Source organism: Fibrella aquatilis, assembly GCF_017353255.1.
Classification (GTDB): Bacteria; Bacteroidota; Bacteroidia; order Cytophagales; family Spirosomataceae; genus Fibrella; species Fibrella aquatilis.
This window is the reverse complement of record NZ_JAFMYU010000015.1, coordinates 153730-175394: the sequence shown is the minus strand read 5'-3', so window position 1 is coordinate 175394 and position 21665 is coordinate 153730. Positions and strand designations below refer to the sequence as shown.

The 21665-nt window shown below is 56.8% G+C and carries 16 protein-coding genes and 1 tRNA gene; 8 read left to right on the top strand and 9 right to left on the bottom strand.

From position 1 onward, the window contains the following. Window positions 1-75: 75 nt before the first annotated feature. The 3 genes from J2I48_RS18265 to J2I48_RS18255 form a co-directional block, all read right to left on the bottom strand. On the bottom strand, window positions 76-642 hold the full coding sequence (locus tag J2I48_RS18265) for a hypothetical protein (protein WP_207336917.1): 567 nt from the start codon (window positions 640-642) through the stop codon (window positions 76-78). Window positions 643-666: 24 nt separating this feature from the next. Further along, on the bottom strand, window positions 667-3603 hold the full coding sequence (gene gcvP, locus J2I48_RS18260) for an aminomethyl-transferring glycine dehydrogenase (RefSeq protein WP_207336916.1): 2937 nt from the start codon (window positions 3601-3603) through the stop codon (window positions 667-669). A 199-nt stretch (window positions 3604-3802) separates the two neighbouring features. Next, window positions 3803-10405 carry an alpha-2-macroglobulin family protein gene (locus J2I48_RS18255; RefSeq protein WP_207336915.1) on the bottom strand — a complete coding sequence of 2201 codons (6603 nt, stop codon included), beginning with the start codon at window positions 10403-10405 and terminating at the stop codon, window positions 3803-3805. A 325-nt stretch (window positions 10406-10730) separates the two neighbouring features. Between J2I48_RS18255 and J2I48_RS18250 the strand changes: the two genes are divergently transcribed. The 4 genes from J2I48_RS18250 (at window position 10731) to J2I48_RS18235 (ending at window position 12625) form a co-directional block, all read left to right on the top strand. Continuing rightward, window positions 10731-10997 (top strand): hypothetical protein, encoded by a 267-nt coding sequence (locus tag J2I48_RS18250; RefSeq protein ID WP_207336914.1) that lies wholly within the window; start codon window positions 10731-10733, stop codon window positions 10995-10997. Between the two features lie 58 nt (window positions 10998-11055). Next, a complete protein-coding gene (locus J2I48_RS18245) occupies window positions 11056-11517 on the top strand; it encodes a YDG/SRA domain-containing protein (protein WP_207336913.1) in 462 nt (153 codons plus the stop codon). 44 nt (window positions 11518-11561) lie between these two features. Beyond that, a complete protein-coding gene (locus J2I48_RS18240) occupies window positions 11562-12278 on the top strand; it encodes a cytidine/deoxycytidylate deaminase family protein (protein WP_207336912.1) in 717 nt (238 codons plus the stop codon). A gap of 152 nt (window positions 12279-12430) precedes the next feature. Then, window positions 12431-12625: a hypothetical protein gene (locus J2I48_RS18235; protein ID WP_207336911.1), complete on the top strand. Its 195-nt coding sequence runs from the start codon at window positions 12431-12433 to the stop codon at window positions 12623-12625. A 108-nt stretch (window positions 12626-12733) separates the two neighbouring features. Here the strand turns inward: J2I48_RS18235 and J2I48_RS18230 are convergent, their stop codons facing one another. Next, window positions 12734-13207 carry a DUF4293 domain-containing protein gene (locus tag J2I48_RS18230; RefSeq protein WP_207336910.1) on the bottom strand — a complete coding sequence of 158 codons (474 nt, stop codon included), beginning with the start codon at window positions 13205-13207 and terminating at the stop codon, window positions 12734-12736. A gap of 95 nt (window positions 13208-13302) precedes the next feature. Here J2I48_RS18230 and mnmC2 point away from each other — a divergent pair, with 95 nt between their 5' ends. Beyond that, on the top strand, window positions 13303-13962 hold the full coding sequence (mnmC2, locus tag J2I48_RS18225) for a tRNA (5-methylaminomethyl-2-thiouridine)(34)-methyltransferase MnmC2 (protein WP_207336909.1): 660 nt from the start codon (window positions 13303-13305) through the stop codon (window positions 13960-13962). A gap of 2 nt (window positions 13963-13964) precedes the next feature. On the opposite strand, the gene msrC is transcribed toward mnmC2, so the two are convergent. From msrC to J2I48_RS18205, 4 genes are all read right to left on the bottom strand, one after another. Next, window positions 13965-14471: a free L-methionine (R)-S-oxide reductase MsrC gene (msrC, locus tag J2I48_RS18220; RefSeq protein WP_207336908.1), complete on the bottom strand. Its 507-nt coding sequence runs from the start codon at window positions 14469-14471 to the stop codon at window positions 13965-13967. A 10-nt stretch (window positions 14472-14481) separates the two neighbouring features. Continuing rightward, on the bottom strand, window positions 14482-14979 hold the full coding sequence (locus J2I48_RS18215; RefSeq protein ID WP_207336907.1) for a hypothetical protein: 498 nt from the start codon (window positions 14977-14979) through the stop codon (window positions 14482-14484). Between the two features lie 152 nt (window positions 14980-15131). Beyond that, a complete protein-coding gene (locus tag J2I48_RS18210) occupies window positions 15132-15932 on the bottom strand; it encodes a (Fe-S)-binding protein (protein ID WP_207336906.1) in 801 nt (266 codons plus the stop codon). 97 nt (window positions 15933-16029) lie between these two features. Continuing rightward, window positions 16030-17415, bottom strand: a complete 1386-nt coding sequence (locus tag J2I48_RS18205; protein WP_207336905.1) for a 4Fe-4S dicluster domain-containing protein — start codon at window positions 17413-17415, stop codon at window positions 16030-16032. Window positions 17416-17555: 140 nt separating this feature from the next. Between J2I48_RS18205 and J2I48_RS18200 the strand changes: the two genes are divergently transcribed. From J2I48_RS18200 to J2I48_RS18190, 3 genes are all read left to right on the top strand, one after another. Further along, a tRNA-Phe gene (locus J2I48_RS18200) sits at window positions 17556-17628 on the top strand. 123 nt (window positions 17629-17751) lie between these two features. Continuing rightward, on the top strand, window positions 17752-18846 hold the full coding sequence (locus J2I48_RS18195) for a VanZ family protein (protein ID WP_207336904.1): 1095 nt from the start codon (window positions 17752-17754) through the stop codon (window positions 18844-18846). A gap of 173 nt (window positions 18847-19019) precedes the next feature. Continuing rightward, entirely contained in the window at window positions 19020-20525 is a 1506-nt protein-coding gene (locus J2I48_RS18190; protein WP_229376454.1) for a S41 family peptidase, read from the top strand. Between the two features lie 35 nt (window positions 20526-20560). Here J2I48_RS18190 and J2I48_RS18185 read toward each other — a convergent pair whose 3' ends face one another. Beyond that, window positions 20561-21643, bottom strand: coding sequence for a mechanosensitive ion channel family protein (locus tag J2I48_RS18185; protein WP_207336902.1), 1083 nt, complete (start codon window positions 21641-21643; stop codon window positions 20561-20563). Between the last annotated feature and the right edge of the window lie 22 nt (window positions 21644-21665).

Genomic DNA, 21665 nt, shown 5'->3' with positions numbered 1-21665 from the left:
ACCCCGAGCGCAGTCGAGACGGTCCGCCGCTGCGGGGCCTAGAGCGCGAAGCCATTATTCATTATACATTGTACACTAACCTAAACGTCTCACCAACAACCCATTAACCAAGTCGACCAGAGCCATAGGTTTCAGGGTGCGCCAGTTGGGAATGTGGAGCGTACCGCCGAAGTTGATGTAGTAGTCGAGGCGGAACTTCATCCATTCGGTTTCCACAAATTCGGGGAAGTTAATGGCCGCAATCCAGCCGTCTTCCACATCGTCGAACCATTCCTCGTAATAGCTGTCGTCGGAACCGTGGAAGTTGAGGACGTTTTCGCCGATGAGCACAAAGTATTTGATGCCCTCGTGGGTTAGCGGGTCGATAACCTGCCGTTTCAGGAACATGATGTCGTTGTGAAGGGTGTCGTTCCACTCGCCAAACAGCTCTATGATCACCGCCTGCCGGTCGTAGTTGGCGTAGAGAATCTTGCAATACAGCGTCTCCGAGCCTATTTCGTCCCAGTAGGGGTGGATGTAGTAGCCGTAGATATCGTTCTCGTACTGGGTGGTATTGTAGGTCCGCTCATAAAACGGAGACCGCTCGTCCTCAGAGGCGGCATAATACTTTTCCCAGCCATAGAAAGGCTCTATGTCTTGCATGGAAATGAGTTCAACGTCTAACGTTTAATACCCTCCCCCATCTGTCACCACCATCCGCTCGTCTGAGGTTACAACCTCGTCGGCATAGGCGTCGGTGGGGACGCATGAACACACCAGGTTACGGTCGCCGTAGGCCGAGTCGATGCGGCTGACACTTGGCCAGAATTTGCGAGCGCGGACGTAGGGCAGCGGAAAAACGGCCTTCTCGCGGCTGTAGGGCCGGTTCCAGTCGTCGGCCAGGGCCACGTTGGCGGTGTGGGGCGCGTGTTTGAGCACGTTTTCGGTGCGGTCGGCTTCGCCGTTTTCAATCTCGCGGATCTCGTCGCGGATCGCAATCATGGCGTCGCAGAAGCGGTCGAGTTCGGCTTTCGACTCCGACTCGGTGGGTTCGATCATCATCGTGCCCGCCACCGGAAACGACACCGTAGGCGCGTGGAAGCAATAGTCCATCAGCCGCTTGGCGATGTCTTCTACCTCAATGCCCACCGACTGTTTCAGCGGCCGACAGTCGATAATCATCTCGTGCGCGGCCCGGCCATTCACGCCCGCGTAAAGCGTTTCGAAATGCCCGTCGAGGCGCGATTTGATGTAGTTGGCGTTCAGGATAGCCCGCTTAGTAGCGTTGGTCAGCCCTTCGCCGCCCATCATGGCAATGTAAGCATACGAAATCGTGAGGATACTCGCCGATCCGTACGGTGCTGCCGACACGGCCCCTGACCGAACGCCCTCGTTTTGAGACGAATGGCTAGCGTTAGGATTCGCTGGCAGGAACGGCACCAACTGCTTGGCCACGCCAATGGGACCCATACCGGGGCCACCGCCGCCGTGCGGAATGCAGAAGGTTTTGTGCAGGTTCAGGTGGCAAACGTCAGCCCCGATGGCAGCGGGTGAGGTCAGGCCCACCTGTGCGTTCATGTTGGCACCATCCATATACACCTGCCCGCCATGTTGGTGGATCGTGGCGCACATGTCGATGATACTTTCCTCGAAAACGCCGTGCGTAGACGGGTACGTAACCATCAGACAAGCCAGGTTATGGGCATGTTGCTCGGCTTTGGCGGTCAAATCGACCACATCGATGTTGCCGCGCTCGTCGCACTTGACAATCACCACGGTCATACCAGCCATGACGGCAGAGGCGGGGTTGGTGCCGTGCGCCGACTGCGGAATGAGCGCAATGTTGCGGTGGGTGTCGCCGCGGCTTTCGTGGTATGCCCGAATCACCATCAGCCCCGCGTACTCGCCCTGCGCACCCGAGTTGGGTTGCAGCGACATGGCCGCGAAGCCCGTGATCTCGCACAGCCAGGTGTTCAGATCCGTGAAAAGCTGCTGATAACCAAGCGTTTGATCTTTCGGCGCGAAGGGGTGCATCTTGCCAAACTCCGGCCACGTTACGGGAATCATCTCGGCGGTGGCGTTGAGTTTCATGGTGCAGCTACCCAGCGAAATCATTGAATGCACCAGCGAGAGGTCTTTTTCTTCCAGCGACTTCAGATACCGAAGCATTTCGTGCTCGGTGTGGTGCGTGTTGAAAACAGGGTGCGTAAGGTAGTCCGACTGCCGAACCAGGCGCTCCGGCCAGCTCAGTTCCAGGCTGTCGATCATGCCCACGAGGTCGTCGGCGCTTACCTGAATACCAAATACGTCGAACAGCGTCTTCACGTCATCGAGCGTTTTGGCTTCGTCGAATGATAATGTAACTTGCTCACCGTCAACGCTATATCGCAGATTGATTTGCGCCGCCCGTGCCGATTTCTTCAGCGACTCGGTGTCGTCAACGCGGAGGGTGATGGTGTCGAAATAGTTTTCAGAAACAAGGGTGTAGCCCGCGCGGCGGGCGGCTTTGGCGAACAGTTTGGTCAGCCCGTGGGTCCGTTCGGCAATGGCACGGAGGCGTTGGGGACCGTGATACACGGCGTAACTACCCGCCATAACGGCCAGCAATACCTGCGCCGTGCAGATGTTGGACGTGGCTTTTTCGCGGCGAATGTGCTGCTCGCGCGTTTGCAGGGCCATCCGCAAGGCAGGGTGCCCCTGCGCATCCACCGACACGCCGATGATACGACCTGGAATCTGGCGTTTGAAGGCATCTTTCGTGGCGAAAAAGGCCGCATGGGGGCCACCAAAGCCCATGGGCACGCCAAAACGCTGGGCCGTACCCACCACCACGTCGGCACCCATTTCGCCGGGGGGGGTGAGCATGGTCAGGGCCAAAAGGTCAGCCGCCACGGCCACGTTAACGCCCAGTTCGTGGGCCGCCGAAATAAGATCGGTATAGTCGAACACCTCGCCGTCGGTGGCGGGGTATTGTAGCAGCAGGGCAAAGACATCGCCAGAGGTAAGGTCAACCTGCCGGTGGTCGCCCACCACCACGCGGATGTTCAGCGGCGTGGCGCGGGTGCGGACCACCTCGATGGTTTGGGGGTGGCAGCGGTCCGAGACAAAGAACGTTTCGGCTTTTTTGCGTGGCGCGGGCCGTTGGCTGTGCAGCATGGTCATGGCCTCGGCGGCGGCGGTGGCTTCGTCCAGCAACGACGCGTTAGCAATGGGCATACCCGTCAGGTCGCACACCACGGTCTGAAAATTCAGTAGCGCCTCTAGCCGACCCTGGGCAATTTCGGCCTGATAGGGCGTGTAGGCGGTGTACCAGGCCGGGTTCTCCAGGATATTCCGCAGAATCACGTTGGGCGTGATAGTGTCGTAGTAGCCCTGCCCGATGTAGGACGTGAAGATTTTGTTCTGCTGCGCGAGTTTCTTGAAATCGCTCAAAAATGCCTGTTCGCCTTTCGGTTCGGGCAGGTTGAGCGGACGAGGCAACCGGATTTTGGCTGGTACGGTTTGCTCGATCAATTCATCGACCGAACCAACGCCTACGGCCTTGAGCATCTGGTCGAAATCGGCATCAACTAGACCGTTGTGGCGGTCTTCAAAACGGTCTGTTTGCTGAAGCGTTAGGTTCATCTGAGAGAGATGTTGGTCATTGGATCTTGGACGTTAGACATAACATATCAGACAAATCCAGTGTCTAACAGCCCTTGCCTAACATCCACTTTTTCAGAACCCAAAGGTACGCCAAAACGTGCGAAACGACCGTGGGTGTAACGTACCACGGACTTCAGTCCGTATTGTATCAAGAATACGGACTGAAGTCCGTGGTACGTTACTTCACCACCACGCGTGTACCCGTAGAATGGGCAGCGAATTCGGGGGCGTAGAAGCATTGCACTTCGGCAATGCCCGTGCTGAACTCGCCGCCATGCACCACCCGCAGGTTATACTCGAACACGTGCGTACCCACGGAGAGGCGCTCGATGAAGAAGTCGGTGCTGGCGTCGCGGGGAGCTTCGTAGAAGCTCAGGCCGTTCTGGTATTTTGTGCCCGACAGTACCGCCACCGGCTCAAAACCCGACGCCCGACCATCTTTCAGGTGTACGTATTCCATAGCCCGGTCGGTGGTCAGGACCACGCGCACACTCAGTTTGTCGCCGGGCTTCAGGGGCGTTTGGGGCGTGATGGGGTCCAGCACGGGTCCGGCGTCGGTGTTGCGCAGGCGGAAGATGTTCTTCCTGACTGTCAAGTTGTTACCAGTTTTCTGCACGGCATCCAGCGGCTCGAAATGCTGCCAGTACACCCCGCCCCAACTGATACCCGTCTTGGCCGATTTGCTCACCTCGATCACACCCATCTGCGGCGTTACTTCGGCGGGGGCAAAGGTCACCTTCTGGTAGCCGGTCAGGGCCTCGGTATTCGTTACGCGTTTGGCCATATCCTGACCGCCCAGGCGCACGGTGGTGGTCGCTTTGGTGTCCATCCAGTCCGATCCGGTGAGCAGCAGGGCGTATATGGCCTCGGTGGTGGCTTTGGTCGAGGGCCACGACTGGGTGCGTTTTTGCTGGATGAGCCACTGCCGCATTTTGTCGATAAACACCTGACCATCTTTGGTTTGCGCATAGGCCGGCTGTTTCCGATACCACGCAAAGCCGTCGCCCGCGCCGTTGGTGGCCTTGCCCGCTTCCAGATACGCCTCAATCAAATACGCCTGCGTTTCTACCGGGGCCTGATACCAGTACGTACCGCTTTGGTTATCAGGCCAGTACATACCCAGTTCGTCCGAAATTTTACTCCGCTCTGTCACCGATTGCAGAATGGCCGAGGCTTCTTTGCCATAGCCGTAGCGAAACAAGGTCACGGCGCTCATGGCCTGCCCCTGCAAGCTGCCGCCCGTGAGGTTGGTGGTCAGCGCGGGGATCAATTCGGCCAGAAAGGCCCTATCCAGCGGGTTTTTGGCTTGGTAGAACGACCGGGCATAAAGGTAAAACGAGGCCCAGTACGGCACCGTTTTTTGCTTGGCCTGTCGCTCCATCCGTTTGTGTTCGGCCAGTTGCTGCCGGGCATCGGCATCGATGTAAACTAATCCCTTTTGCTGCATTGCGGCCACGTCGGTGGCTATGTCGGTGGCGAATTGGACGCCTATTTTCTGGAGGTGCCCCAGCCCGGCCATCACGTGCAGGGTCATCCAGGCGTTGGGCCGCATACCGGGAAACCAGGTCAGCCCACCGCTTTCGTCCTGCAATTTTTTCAGCTTGTCGAGTGCCCGGCGCTGTTCGGCGGCAAGGTTGTTCTGGTCGAAAAACTGCCCCAGTTTGGCTGTGCGTTCGGTTTCTGATTTGGCCTCGGCCAGCCAGGGCGTGTTTTCGAGCGTAACGGCCTTCAACTCCTCGTTTTTTATCAGCGGACTCTTCGGCGGGGTCTGCTTCCAAAGGTCTACCGCCTGCCTGAACGCGGGGCGGCTGCCGATAATGTGGGCACCTAACGCATTGGCATACAGCTTACTAAACAACTGTTCGGCACAATCGTATTGATACTCCATCAGGTAGGGCAGGCTTTGCAGGGCGTACCAGGCGGGGTTGTTGGTCACCTCTACCGTGAGCCGCTCGGTCTGCATCGGCAACTCCGGCGACCGGTCGGCGAGGGGTTTCAAGCGGAACGTTTTTGCCTGACTACCCCCATCAATCCAGATCGGCTGCACGTCGGTGACAAGGATGCGGTTAGGCAATACGGGCACTACGCGCTCTTCGCCATCCGAAAAGTTACCCGCCTGCGCCGTTACGCGCACAGCCACGGGGGGCAGGTTTTGGGGCATAATGAGCGTCCAGACAGCCACTGCGCTCTGTCCTACTTTGCTCGAAAAAGCCTGGCTCTGAGCTACTAGGCCCATTCTGGCGTTCAGCGGTTCGCCGGTGAGCGCGTCGGTGAGGTCGAGTTTGGCGGTGCCGGACAGGGGTTTGCCGCTGAGGTTGTCGATCCGGGCGGTGAGGCGCAGGGTGTCATTTTCGCGAAAAAAGCGGGGCACGTTGGTCGTTACCATCAGCTCTTTCTGAGTTTGAGCGGTGGCCTCCATACTGCCCGTCTGCATGGTTTTGGTGTGGGCAAACGTCAGCAGCCGCCAGCGCGTGAGGGCTTCGGGCATGGTGAATTTCAGCACCACGCGCCCGTCTTTGTCGGTGAGCAGTTGCGGGAAGAAAAAGGCCGTTTCGTTGAAATTCTTCCGAATCACCGGCGGGGTGCCGGCGGGAGCATTGTCTTTCGCAGTGGGTTCATTTTCAGACTGTTGATTTTGAGAGACAGCCATTTTACTTTTTGCAACACTACCATCAGCCATCATGGGCGCTGCGGCAACCATATCCTGAGCCTGACCAGGGTTCGTGCCTCGAAGTCGTATAGATGATACCGCTCCCGTGATATCCTGTCTCCTTGCGCTGCCATACCCAACCACGACGACTTCCTGCAACGACTTGCTATCCGGGTTGATAAAGGCCTTGAACGTTTTTGCTTTGCCTAGTTTGACCTCGGCTTTGCTGAAACCAACAAAAGAAAACACCAGCGTACTCGATTTGGCCGAACGAGCTAGTGAAAAACGGCCTTGTGCATCGGTATTAGTGCCAATGGTAGTGCCTTTCCAGGAAATTGATACGCCCGGTAAATCCTCTTTTGCGTTACCGATGTGCCCCTGCACGATGCTGTCCGAAACAGTCCCGGTGATGGTATAACTATCGCTGCTCTTGCCACCCCGCGAATAGGAATAGCCTCCCCCGAAGTTGCCGCGATAAGGATCGTAAATGTATGGATACCAGCCAAGTACGGGGTATTCGCGGGTGGTTTCGTTTGGGTAATTTTTCCCTACCGGCTGGCGATAGTCCAGCGCCCGTTCAATGCCGAAAGCGCTTGATTCCCAATAATTTGTTGAGAGACCGTTGGGCGAATAAAACGAATCGGGCCAGTCGAGTTTGGCGAATTCATCCAGCGAGGCGTCGTAGAGGGTGGCTACCATTTCGGCCAGTACTTTGTCTTTGTTCGGGCCACTCACACGCAACGTCCACTGTTCGGGTTGGCCGGGTTGCAGCTTGTCGCGAAACGTCTCGGTTTCTACGGTCAGTTGCTTGCTCGTAAATGGCACCGTCACTTGCTGGCTACTGGTGAGCAGTCGCCCGGTTTGTACCGACGCGAAATGCACCATAAACCCGCCGCGTTGCTCGTCGGTCACGGGCAGGGCAATGTGCAGGGGCTTGCTGGGTTTGGGAAACAGCCACTGCTCAATAATGGGTTTGCCCTTTGTTTCCACGGCCATCAAAACGGGTTCTCCCGTAGACGAACCGACCCAAAAAACGGCCTCCTGACCCGGCAGGGTCGTTGCTTTCACTACCTGCACAAACTCGCCCACGCGTTCCGACGGGGTGGGCACCTGCTCATCGCGCACGGTGAAGTAGACGGTTTCCACGCCTGTTTTGCCCGTCGAATCCTGCGCGCTTACTTCGGCGGCGTAGGTGCCCGGTGCCAACCCCGCCAGCGTAACCGAGCGCGGGTCGGTGGTGCGGACGAGGGTTTTGGTCCAGTTGGCGGGGTTGTCTTCGTCGGCGTAGAGGTCCAGCGGAAACTGCTTCTCAAACTCAGCACGGGTCAGCAAATCGCGGTCTGGACGCTCCCAGAGCCGATTCCGCAGCGGGCCGGGCCGCGTGGGTACCAACCGCGAGATGCGTACGCTGCCCTGTTTCAGCCCCACCGCGTTGCCCGACGCATTGGTGAGCCGCACGGCGTAGGTGGTCTTGTTGGTGGTGAGCACGGTGCCGGGCAGGGGCAGTTCCACCGAAAACGGCGCGTACCCGATTCGCAGGCTCTGCGTGGTGCTCCGCGTCTCGCCCGACTGGTCCGTTACGTCGATAGTGACGGTGTAGGTAAACTGGGGTTTACTGCTTTCTGCGATGCTGCGGTCGGGCACGGCCACGAAGGTCAGGCTGGCTACCCCGTCGGCGTCGGTGGTGGCGGTGCCGTTGGTGATTTCCTGTTCGGGCGAAGGGCGGTAGGGGCGCCACCACCAGCCGCCACCCCAGTAGGGCTGGTATTGGGTCCGGGTCACGCGGTAGGCCACCGATGCGCCGTCCAGGTTGGCTCCGGCCAGGGTTTTGACCACCACCCGCACGGGCACGGTTTGGCCTACTACCACGGCTTTGGTGAGGGGTTCGGCCACCACGGCAAAGGTGGGGCGTTTGTATTCCTCCACCCGAATGCTGGCCTCACCAACGTACTCGGTGGTAGTAATGGTCATTTGCCCCGTTAGCCGCCCAACGGGTGCCGTAAATGTGCCGCTGGCCGTGCCGAACTCGTTGGTTTTCAGCGTGATCTTGGCCACCGTCTCGTTGTTGGCGTCGCGCAGTTGCACGTTCAGTTCATCATTCGGCACTACCGAAAATTCGTTGTTGGCACCCCTGAAAATCAAGGCTTTCCAGTGAATGGTATGACCGGGACGATAAATAGCACGGTCGGTGAAGAACCGGGCTTGCGGGGCGATGTCGTTCGCGTTTTGAGGCTGGGGCTGGTCATATGAATACGTGTACCGGTCTTCTGTATCGAGTACGTCACCTTGCGATGACAGCCGGAAGAAGTAGGCTAACCCATTTGGTAAGTGCTTGCGTGGTGCGATTAAACGGCCCTGATTATCTGTCTTGTAGCGCTCAGCAGCCCAAAATTCTGTACTTCTACGACTATCCTTTTTCTGCACCCACAGTTGCACATTTACTCCGGCCAGTGGCTTACCGCTCTGGCGGTCAGTCACATAGGTGACCCGCGCCGTATCTAAATTGTCATACTGACGGGGGGAAAAATACGCTAGATGCGACACGGCAAACTGGCCCACCTGCAAGATTTCCTGAGGATCGTTTCGTACCGCATCGAACGTGCCAAGGTTAGAAATAATCATAGCGTAATGGCCAACGGGCAGGCCCGCCACGGGCATTTCCACGCTGTGATTGTGCAAATCGCCATCGTCGGGTAGGGCCACCTGTCCAGCGACCACCGACTGCCGGGCGGCCAGCAGTTCCAGTTGCGAGGTGCGTTTGTCGTAGTTCTGGTAATAGTCCCGGCGGATCTCCCGCGCCTCGTCGGGCGTCACGCGCACGATTTTGTAGAACAGCGTTTTCACGTTGGCATAGCCCACCCGCGCCCGGAAAGGAGCATTTGGCGCGTTGGCCTCCTCAAACTGCACCTCCAGCGAAGCCCGCAGCAGGTTATCCAGCAACGGCCGGACGCGCTGCGTAGCGAAAGCATTGGGCCGCCGCCGGATAAGGTCGCGGGCCAGTTCAGCAGCCTGTTTGCGATCCCAGCGCCGCGCCGAATCGGGTGTATTGTTCTGATTATCAACATCTGTACGCCGCCCGCGACTAACGGGTTGGTAGTTGTTACCAACCAGGTGTTCAATCAACAGGGCGGCGTATTCGGCTTCGGCATCGCTTGCCCCGCTTTTGTAGCGGGCCACCAGCGCCGTCAATGTTTGGCGGTAAAGGGTCTCTTTGTCAGGCAACACACTTTGCCGATGGGCAAATGTCAGCCGCTCAGCATCGACCGCCGCCAGGGGCATCGGGTCTTTGTCAGTCAGGTGAAACGCCACCAGCTTTTGGTACAACCGCAACGCCTGCAATTTACCCGACAGCGTGTCCTGACTTGTGAGGGCCGTTTTCGTGAAAACCGCCGGTTCGGCCAGGTAATCGGCCTTGTCCAGTTCAAAGCGGTAGGTGGGTCGGGTCACGTCGGCTTCGCTGTTGGCCAGAAAGTCGATGGCGCGGTGGGCCAGCAGGTCGTAGAGCGTGGGGCGCAGGGCACGGCCCGCCGCGTTGCCGGGGCTGCTCACCACGGCGTAGGCGTCGGCAGGAATTTGCTGAAGTAGTTTTTCGTCCTGCACCGAGGCCAGGTACAGGCTCATGACCACACTGCTCAGGTGGCGGGCGTCCCAGGTACGGGGGTCATAGTCGTCTGCTTTGTCGGCATCACCTACCGTTGGGCTGGCATTGGGCGATACGCTCGTGCGGTTCATAAACCGGTAGCGGTTATTCTGGTAATACTGCCAGTACACATCGGCCAGCACCGACTGCAGAATGGCTTTGGCGGGGGCCGGAGCCGACACTACGTCGGTCCGAAGTGTTTTAATCAACGTCAAAAACGTGCTTTCCTCACGACTGGCGGCGGTAGTGAACACCACCCGGCGCATGGCGGCCTTAGTCAGCTGCGGGTAGTTATTGGCTTTTTTGGCAGCGGCATATATCCGGTCGGCAATCTCCAATGCCGATTTGGGCAGCCCATTTGTCATGAGCGAATCGGCCTTTCGCCAGTCGGTTTGGTAGTCGGTCATGGGGGTGGGGTTAGTTTGCGCCAAGCCAAATAGGGGCAGTAGCAACAAAAAAAACAGGCGCCAAGCGGTGGGATAGGTGATCATAGTGAACCAGCGTTAGATCAGTCAGACAAAAAACGGCCGCATTCGTTTAGCGGGCGGCCCTGTTTGGTATACAAGAGTACACTTTTTAGGGCAAGGGTTGGAGAGGGGGTGAAAGACAGAAAGAGTGAAAGAGTGTACGTTGTCACTCGGCATGAGCCGGGGGCGCCCAGCCAAGCGACAACGTACACTCTTTCACTCTTTCTGTCTTTCACCCCCCTTAAATCTCCATTAGAACTACGGATCGGTAAATTAATCGTTGCCTTATATCGTTTTATTTACAGATGCTCAGCTGGCTATTCCACGTTCACCCAGCCGGGTTAACCCGATGAAAAACAGTTCATTAATCTATACAGCACTGAGCCTCGTGCTCGTGCTGACGCTCTGGAGTTGCGGGCCTTCTTACGTGGGTGTCCGCACGGGCTATGGTCCCGGTTATTATGGTGCGCGGCCTTATGGATATGGCTACCGTCCGCCCGTGATTATTGCCCCTCGCCCCTATGTTGTTCGTCCGTATTATCGTGGCCCTAGCTACGGGTATCGAAACTACGGTCCCCGCTATGGTGGTTTTGGTAGTCGTCGCGGCTGGCGGTAGGCTAGTCTGCTCAATAGAAAATCCTGACCATCTGGCCAGGATTTTTTGTTTCAGGGCTATGGCTTCTATCGCAAAACCGTCTACCGCTACTCTCGCTGATTTCCGATCCGGCGACGTGTTTGTAAACCGTATTGACCTATCGATGAGCGGCTTACACCGACCACGGCGGGCGGGCATCAGCGGTACAGGACCACTTGGCGCCGACTCCATTATCCTGGCGGGTATGTACGAAGACGACATCGACGCGGGAGACCATATTGCCTACGCGGGTCATGGCGGGCGCGACCAGAAAACGGGTAAACAGATTGCCGATCAGGTGTTGGACGGCTACAACGCGGCCCTGATTCGGAACGTGGCATCGGGGCATCCGGTGCGGCTCATCCGCGGGGCCACCCTCCGCAACGAACACGCCCCCGCCACCGGCTACCGCTACGAGGGCCTCTTCCGCGTCACTTCTTACGAGCGCATCCGGGGCAAGTCGGGTTTCTGGATTTGGCTGTTTCAATTGCATCGCATATAGCTGGCGTAAGCATGTTAATTTACAGCCTACCAATCACCCCCGCCATGAAACAGCTATACGCCATTATCTGCCTGCTCTTCCTGCTTACCAAACCCCTTTTCGCCCAAACTCCCACTGACTCGGCCAACGTGACTCCTGCGAGCCGGACCGCCCTGATGGCGCAGCTTGTGGCCCTGCCCTGTGGCATTCAATCGGCTGATACAAAGGCCATTGTGTTACGAAAGATTAAAGCTTATCTCACTGCCTATAAGCCCGACCCGGCTCAGGCCGACGATGTGTATGCCAAAGCGGCGGTGGTGCAGGCCCTGCGTGGGGCACTCACGGGCGGCTATGGCATTGGCGCGGTGTTGGTAGGCGGCAAGGGCCGCATCTTGCACGGTGCCCACAACGCGCAGCTTCAGCGGGGGCGATCAGACCTCCACGCCGAAATGAACCTGCTCACAGAGTTTGAGAGTTTGCCACAGTTCAAAAAATACCAGTCGAAGGGGAATTTCACGGGCGGGGGCAATACCATCTATACCGAACAGTTGCGCCTCTACACCTCTGCTGAACCCTGCCCCATGTGTTTTATTCGGGTAGCCATCGTGGGTGTCGACACGCGCTACGTGAGCACCGGCCCTGACGACGGCATGAACGCCCGGGCGGCCTGTCTGCCCCCATTTTGGGCCGAATTAAGCCAGAAACACAAAATTGTTGCCGCCAAAAACAGGCCGGTTCTACAGCAATTGGCCCACTGTTTGTTTTATTCGTTTATGCTTTGAAAAGAAGCAAGAGAGGAGAGGCAAGAAACAAGAAGTGAGAAAGTCCATAAGCCGCTTCTTGTTTCTTGCCTCTCCTCTCTTGCTTCTTTTCCCACAACGTTTCAGCCCTTTTTCACGTTAGTTAGTTTACAGCCTCTCAACGATAATCAAGCATGAAATCGACAACAGTTGTGCTACTGCTTATTGCCTCATTGGCAATAACAGAAGCACCGGCGGCGGCCTACTCGGCTAGCCCGACCGTGAAAGAGGTGGCTATTTTCCGTAAAAAGAAAAAAGGATTTCGCCGCAAAAAAGGCTTCCTCTGGGGCCTGTTCAAAAAGAACGATTGCGGCTGCCCGAACCATTAAGTGAATAATGGATAATGAACAATGGGCTAGCGCGTCTTACTTTCGCGTCAGCCCATTGTTCATTGTACCGCATCGGCGGACCGATTATCCATTGTACATTCCTCCTATCTACCTTATCCGGTTCGATTCGCGGACGAGTTTTTCGTCGCGGCGGATGAAGCGGTTGGCCAGGAAGTTGAAGACTAGTGCGGCCAAAATAGCCCAGAAGCCTGTCAGGAATGATCCCTGATCGCCGGGATTGCCGTAGGCCTTACCATTTACTAAAATGTTGTAGAGTACCACACCCATGGCAGCAGTGAGTAAAATGGCATTAACGGCACATAACCCCATCTGCACAATACGTTTCCGGTACTGAAAAATAGCCACTAATGCCACCAGTCCTACCAACACTAACAGGCCTGCCAGGTACCAGGTGGGGGTGGTGAAGGTAGTAATGCCCTGTTCATAAGAGTACTGCATGGGCGTAAGCTCGGCCTCTTCGCCTGCCTTGAGGCCGTGTTTTTCCCATATGGGATTTACCAGCGCTGTACCTGTTGATGCGCTGATGAGGAACAGAAATACGCTTTGAATTCGTTGAATCATGGTAACACAATAGAAATAGATCTGTTTACGATACAGATAAGTAGCTTCGTGGTAAGATCGACCCACAAAATTAGCCCAAAAGCAGGAGTTTATACATGAATACACAAGTTGTCGTCACCGCCGATGGGTCCCATTCGGTATATAATGCGGAGGTAGGTCACCACTACCACTCTGTATACGGGGCCGTGCAGGAGTCGCAGCGCGTGTATATCGAGTTGGGTCTGCAACATGCTTTCGATACCATTGAAGGTGCGGTTCGGGTGTTTGAGATGGGCTTTGGCACGGGTCTCAACGCCCTGATGACCCTGCGCGAAGCCATTCGGTATAATCGCCCTGTGGAATACGTGGCCGTTGAGCCTTACCCGCTGCCGTCAGATGATGCCCGTCAGCTTAACTACGATGACCTACTGCACACGTTTTGGCTGGGCGACGTGCATGATGCCCCTTGGGATGTGCCCACGGCCGTGACGCCCTACATGATGCTGACCAAATACCAGACACCGCTGGAATACCTGCCGACCATTGGGCCCTTCGATGTAGTCTATTATGATGCTTTCCCCCCCGAAGGCCAACCCGAACTGTGGACGCAGGAGATATTCGAGAAAGTGGCCTCGATGATGCGTCCAGGCGGTTTTTTGACTACCTACTGCTCGAAAACATACGTACAGCATAACCTCCGCGCTGCCGGTTTCACCGTTGAGAAACATAGCGGACCAGCTCGGAAAAGAGAGGTAATCCGTGCAGTGCTGAAATAACTTTATACCGGTTCGCCGGAGCGATTAAACGTTGAACTCAGCATACGCCCCACGGCCTCCAGCCCCGTCACGTCGGCTTCGTTGAAGTCATTTAGCTGGTCACTGTCTACATCAAGCACAGCCACGACGATGCCACTTTGGTCGAAAATAGGCACGACCACTTCTGATTTCGAGGCCGAGCTACAGGCAATGTGACCTGGGAAGGCGTCTACGTCGGGCACGAGTATGGTTTCGCGACGGGTGTAGGCGGCCCCGCAAACGCCCTTGTCGAAGGCAATGCGCGTACAGGCAATAGGTCCCTGAAATGGTCCCAGCACTAACTGGTCTTCTTTTTTGAGGTAGAAACCCACCCAGAAGAAACCGAATGCCTCTTTCAGCGCTGCCGCCACATTAGCAAGATTCGCCACCAGATCAGTCTCACCCATCAGTAGTGCTTCGATCTGCGGCACCAGGCTGTCATACACCGCCGCCCGGTCTTGTGTTTGCGGAATAATGAGTGTCTCGGCCATTGTTCTTTAACTAAACAGAAGCTGTTTTAAAATACCGTTTCAGCCAGCTGCTGGCGGCGGGCAGTTGCCAGTTAGTCTGGAATTCGGCGTTAGTTTTCACTAACGTGTTGAAAACCAACGTTTCTGGGGCTAATATACCCTCTGCAACGGCCGCTTTCACGTCGCCCAGTGGCAGGGTATGCACCGAACCATCGGTGGCTCGGTAGGCCACGGCGCGGTCCAGAAAATCCACACCCAGCGCCTGACCAATGGCCTGCACCGTATGTACAGATGAGTCAATAGAGCAGCCGCTGGGAAGGCCCGCGCCCTCATCAACGGCCAGCAGCAGAAAACGCCCCTCCACCACCTTTGCGGAAGCCAGCAGCGGGTGGCCGTGCGCTGCCCAGGCCTCCAACGCGGGGCGGATGGCCGCATCAATTGCTGCTACATCATCGGCACTCAATGGCCGATTGGCTTGGTATACCCAAAGCCGCGCCGAGGCGGGCAGCTGATCAAAAGGAAGAAACATGGGTTGATTTACGATTTACGAGCGGTCCGCCGCTGCGGGACGAATTACGATTTGTTGCCTACGCCAAAGGGAAGGCTGACCGCACCGGCTGACCGGCGTAAGCAACAAATCGTAATTCGTCCCGCAGCGGCGGACCGCTCGTCATTCGTAAATCATAACCCTTGCCCTTGCGCGATGAGTTCCGAGATGTCGTAGACCTTCACCGTGTCTTCGCGGTTCTGGTTCTTCACGCCGTCGCTCATCATGGTCATGCAGAAGGGACAGGCCACGGCGATGGTGTCGGCACCGGTGGCGAGGGCTTCCTGCGCCCGTTCTACGTTCACGTCTTTTTTGCCGGGTTCAGGTTCTTTGAAATACTGCGCGCCGCCCGCCCCGCAGCAGAGGCCGTTGGCTTTCACGCGCTTCATTTCCACCAAATCGGCATCCAACGACTCTAATACATCACGGGGAGCCTCGTAAATTTTGTTAGCCCGGCCCAGGTAGCACGAGTCGTGGTAGGTGATTTTGCGGCCTTTGAACGGCTGCCCGTCCTGCGGCTTCACGCGGCCTTCATTAATCAGCTGCTGCAAAAACTGCGAGTGGTGAATAACCTCATACTGCCCGCCTAGGTCGGGGTATTCGTTCTTTAGCGTATTGAAACAATGGGGACAGGCCGTCACGATTTTCTTGACGTTGTAGCCGTTCAGCACCTGGATGTTGGCCATGGCCTGCATCTGGAACAAAAACTCGTTGCCCGCCCGCCGCGCCGGATCGCCGGTGCAGGCCTCTTCGGGGCCAAGTACGGCGAATTTGATGCCGACGTGGTTCAGGATGCGCACAAACGCAATGGTCACGCGCTTGTACCGGTCGTCAAACGAACCAGCGCAGCCTACCCAAAACAGAATGTCGGGCGTGTCGCCGTTGGCCATCATATCGGCCATGGTGGGTACGGAGTATGTCTTTTCAGTAGTCATTTTAGAGGGTTTGGCTGTTTGTTGATTTGTCTGTTTGGTTGTTGAGCCGCCATCGGCCTGCGTAATCAAACAGATAAACCAACAAACAGCCAAACAATTAGTCGTTAACCTGCTCTGCCCAGTTAAACCGGTCGCTGGGGGAGAATTTCCAGGGGGCCATGTTGTTTTCTACGTTGCTGAACATGGCATTCCACGAGGCGGGAGCCTGGGCGTCTTCCATCACTTTGAAGCGGCGCATTTGCAGGATGATGTTCAGCGGATTGATGTTCACCGGGCAGGCATTGACGCAGGCCTGGCAAGTGGTGCAGGCGTTGATTTCCTCCACGGTGGTGTAGTCGCCGAGGAGCGACTTGCCGTCGTCGTAGTCGTTGCCGTGCTTCTGGCGGTTGGTGGTGATCTCTTCGGCGCGCCAGCGGGTGTCCATCATGATTTTGCGCGGCGACAGTTTTTTGCCCGTCATATTGGCCGGGCAGGCCGCCGTGCAGCGGCCACATTGCGTACACGACAGCGCACCCATAATGTCTACCCACGACAGGTCGGGCACGTCTTTAGCCCCAAATCGCCCAATGTCTGACGGTGGTGTACCGTTCTCGTTCGCCTGGGAGCCATCGGCCAGGATGGGTTCGCCGCCGGTGGGTTCGATGCCCAGCGCCAACTGCACCTCGCGGGTGATGCTGGGCATGTTTTTCATTTCGCCCTTCGGCACCAGGTCAGAGAAATACACGTTCGGGAAAGCCAGGCCAATGTGTAGGTGTTTCGAGTAGGTCACGTAGCCCGCAAAGAACAGGATGCCCAGAATGTGGAACCACCACGTAGCCCGTTCAACGCCCACCAGAGTACCGTCGCTGAGGCCGGTGAAAAGTGGTTTCAGGTACTGGCTAATGAGGAAATCGGGCACCACACCCTTCAGTTCGCCGTAGTGCCCTACGCCACGGTCGCGCAGCACACTGTCGGAGGCATTCCACGACAAAAACGCGATCATCAGCACAATCTCGAACACCAGAATCAGCGTGGCATCGAGCAGAGGCCAGCGGGGGCGAAGTTCTTCGTTGGTGGCGGCTTGCAGGCGGTTTACCCGCGTGAGGTAGCGGCGGCTAAGGAACACCACACAAACCGCCAGTACCCCAAAGGCCAGGATTTCGAAGAAGTTAATCAGGTAAGGATAGACCGGGGCAATGTAAGGCGCAAAGAGCCGGTGCGTACCCAGCAGCCCGTCGAGGATGATCTCCACGATCTCGACGTTGATGATGACGAAGCCAACGTAGATCACCAGGTGCATGAGTGCCACGGTGAGGTTAGTGAACATCTTTTTCTGCCCAAACGCCACCAACAGCATAATCTTGAAACGCTCGCCGGGGTTGTCGGAGCGGTCTTCAGGACGGCCCAGGTTAATGGCCTGCGCAATGTATTTGACACGTTTGGTAATAATGAACGCCGCTACGGCCAGAGCGGCGGCGAATAAAACTTGTTGAAGTACCTGCATGATAGGTTACTGGATTAACTGATTAAGGCTCAACGCGTAAGCCGGAGGGTTGTTCAAATCAAAACTTTTTTTGCACACGGGGTTGCAAAACCTGCCCCTACGCCCTACTTTTGCACCCACGTTTGACAGTCAGACGACGCGGTGATGTAGCTCAGTTGGTAGAGCAAAGGACTGAAAATCCTTGTGTCGGCGGTTCGATTCCGTCCATCACCACCGCGAAAGAGGCCTTCCCCAGTTTGGGGAAGGCTTTTTTGTTGTGGTCAAACCAAAACGGGGCGAGGCATTTCATAGGGATAACGACGCAAAGGCAGAGTTGATTTCAGTTAAATAGTATGCATGCATACTATTTTTTCGGACGGGCAAATATACGGCTTCAGGCTTGGTCGCCAAACCGTAATTCAGGGTAATTTTGGCCTATTCCGACCCGACAGCACCGTAACTCAATCAATGTACCGTTCACTGCTACTGATCTGTTTGTTCATACCCGCGCTTGGCCAGGCGCAGCACGACAGCTTGCTCGTACCCACCCCAGTGCCCGCCGTCAGCACGGGTGCGAACGTATCGGCACTGGCAACGCAGGCAGACGCTTTTCTGGAAATGACATCGACAACGTGCCTATCGGGGGTACCGCGGTCTCGGAAATACCTGCTGGCGGGGACGTCGCTGCTGACGCTGGGGTCTACCTATGGCTACCTGGAAAAACGCTGGTGGAGCGACGGCTACGCCAACTTCCACCTCGACGATGGCCGCGATTTTCGGTACGCCAGCAACCTCGACAAGGTAGGGCACTTTCTGGGTGGTGCCTTCACCGCCGATGCCTACTACGCCGGTTTCCGCTGGGCGGGTATGCCGCAGCGCCGGGCCGAATGGTATGCGTTTGGCGCTACGGCTCTGGTACAGCTTTGCATCGAGTTCAAAGACGGATATGCCCCCAACTACGGCTTCAGTTGGGCCGATGTAGCGGCCGGTACGCTGGGTGGTTTCTGGCCCATGATGCAACACCGGTCGCCGTTTTTGGCCGATTCGCAGTTGAAAATCAGCTATTGGAAACGTACCAACAAATATTGGGACCACCGGGGTATTGTCGATATCCCGGCCTTTTCCATTGACGATTACATCAATCAAACCTACTGGTTTTCGTTTTCGCCGCGCTACTTCGGTAAGCCCGGTTCGGCTATGCGGCGCAACTGGCCCGACTGGCTGCAACTCTCGGCGGGGTTTGGTCTGGACGCAGACACCTGGAGTCCCACGCGCAACGGCGAAGGCGGACTGTGGGAATTTTACCTGGCCCCCGATCTTGACCTGGTGAAGCTGTTTAAGCCCAAAAAGCCCCTGATGCGCACCATGTTACACCTGCTGAATTACATCAAAGTGCCCATGCCCACGGTGCAGGTAGGCCCCAAACCCAAACTGTGGTGGCTCTATTTTTGAGTATTTATTCGGAATCTTTTGTCATATGACAAATTAATTACGGCCTAATTAGCCAGCGGTTGATTTTTGTTCTGAAAGCATTTATTTTAACGGTTCGTAACAACTGACTAAGCCCACAGGCATAGTCTTGTACTAACCATAAGATGACTGTTTTCTCACGCGCAACTAGGCTGATGCTCGTCTGTTGGGGGCTGCTGTTGACCCTCATCGTTCCCTTATCAACAGCAGCCCAGCCACTCACGCCTGATCAGGCCCATGACGATTTACTGTACCTGCGCCGACAACTGCGGGCCTACCACCCCGGCCTCGGCCACTACACGCCCGAACAGCGCATGGAGCAAGTGTTCGATTCGCTCTACAACCGGGTGGATGCGCCGATTGACTACCTGCCCTTCTTCCGGCACCTGTCGCCCTACCTCAACGCGCTCAAAGACGGCCATACCAACCTCAATCACCGGAAGGGGTTCATCAACCGCTACACCCGCTACGTACCGTTCTATATCAGGCAGGTAGACGGCGATTATTTCATCAGCCATAACGCCTCGGAAGACAGCACGTTGCGGCGGGGTACCCAACTTGTCAGCATCGACGGCCAAACCGTGGCCGACATTCACCAAGCGTTGCTGGAAGGCGACCGGTCGGGGTCGGACGGGGACAACGTATCGGGGCGGCAGCAGTGGAGCCTCACGCAGTTTGCCGACTACTACGCCTGCTGGTTTGGTTCCCGCGACTCTATTACGGTGCAGTATCGCCCGGCCCGCGCCGACGGCACGGTAGATGCCGTTTTGCACGAAAAACGCCTTGCCTGCCCCACCGTGGCCCGTTTTCGCGAAAAGCTCTGGCAGCGCTACCCCACCGATTTCGGCCCAAAATCGGAGAGCCGACAGCCTAACCTGGGCCTGCGCATTGTTGACTCACTGTCGGGCACGGCGGTGCTGCGGGTGTCGTCGTTCAGCAATCCGCGGGGGTTCGACCCGTTTGGCTGGGGATTCAGGAAACGGCTGAAACGGGCATTTCGGCAGGTAAAAGAGGCGGGTATCGACAACCTCATCGTAGACATGCAGGATAACGGCGGCGGGGCGGTAATCAACTCGGCGCGGCTGTTGCAGTTCTGGATGCCTGCCCCCTTCCGCATTATGGCCCGCGAAGAAATGAAACTGGCCGCCCGCCCGCAACTCATAACCCGCTGGAACCCGCTGTCGGTGCTCGATTTCAAGCTGCGTTACAAAAAAGATGGGCGCGGCGGGTTCATTAGCCGCATGGCCAACCGGCAGTACCGACCCATTGGCCGACTGGCTTTTCGCGGCAATCTGTACCTGCTCATGAACGGTTCGTCATTTTCGGCGGCTACGTCGGTGCTGGCCAAAACACTCGACGCGGGCAAAGGCACGTTTGTAGGTGAGGCCTGCGGAGGGGCCTATTGGGGCGATTTCGCCGGTCAGTTCAACTATATCACCCTGCCCCATTCGCGGATTCAGGTGCGTGTTCCCCTTAAAAAGTTAACCCACGCCGTAGATGCCGACCACGCCAACGGCTTCACCGTTGAACCCGACTTTACCGTAACCCGCTCCTACACCGACCTGCTCACCAACCGCAATTTCGCCCTCGACTACGCCCTGAAGCTCATTCGGCAACAGGTAACGGCTGTGAGGATAGGAGATGGGGGTAATGTGCAGTGAAGGGGTATTAATGTACAATGTACATTAATACCCCTTCACATCAAAACCCTCGTCTGCGGCAGGCTCTGCGGGTGTTCGTCGCGGAGGAACTGGATGAGGGATTCGCGAAGATGGCAGCGGAGGTCGAAGGAGGAGGGGGCGTCACGGGATGAGACCAGAATACGGACAACCACCGTGGTAGGCGTAGTGTCGGTCACCTGCACGGCAAAAACCTGCTGATCCCAGAGTGGGTCGGCTTCGGCCAGAGCGCGAGCTTTGGCGCGGACCAGGTCGACGGGGGTATTGTAATCGAGGTAGAGCAGGATCGTGCCGGTGATGGAGGCGTCGGAGCGGGTCCAGTTCTGGAAGGGTGTTTCCACGAAATAGGTAATGGGCAAAATCAGTCGCCGCCGGTCCCAGAGGCGCACCACCACGTTGGTGAGGTTGATTTCTTCCACTCGGCCCCACTCGTTTTCCACCACCACGGCATCGTCGAGGCGAATTTGCTGTGAAAACGCAATCTGGATACCCGCCAGCAGGTTGCCCAGCGACTTCTGCGCCGCAAACCCCACCAACACCGACACGATGCCCGCCGAAGTAAGCACGCTGACGCCCAGCTTGCGGCTACCCTGGAAGCTGAGCAGCAACAGCGAAAAGGTCACCAGCACCAGCAGCGTGGCCATAATGCGCCGTACAAACTGCACCTGGGTTACAAACTTGCGTTGCGACAGATTAGCGTCACTGCTGATGTCGTAACTGCGCACCAGCAGGATTTCACCTACTTTCAGCAGACGCAGCCCCAGCCAGGCGCTGGTAAGCAAAAACAGAATTTCGGCGGTTTTATCGGCCACGGGGTGCCGCTGCAAAAACCGCTCAGACTGCACGTTAGTCCCCAGCAGGAAAAACAGCGAAGGCAACCAGAAATAAAAGGCCGTACGGAGGTAGTTGCGTAGCAGGGTCAGCACGGCATCGCTACGCCGTTGCAGGACCAGCCGGATAATCTGCGTTAGCAGCAACGTGGCACCCACGCCCGTGATGACGGCAATGATGAGCAATATCCAGCCCGACAGGTCGCGGTTGGGTACGTAGCCAAACCAGCGCACAAGGGCACGAATCCAGAGGTCGATTTGCTGTTGCATAGGCTTAAAAGTAACGACCTAA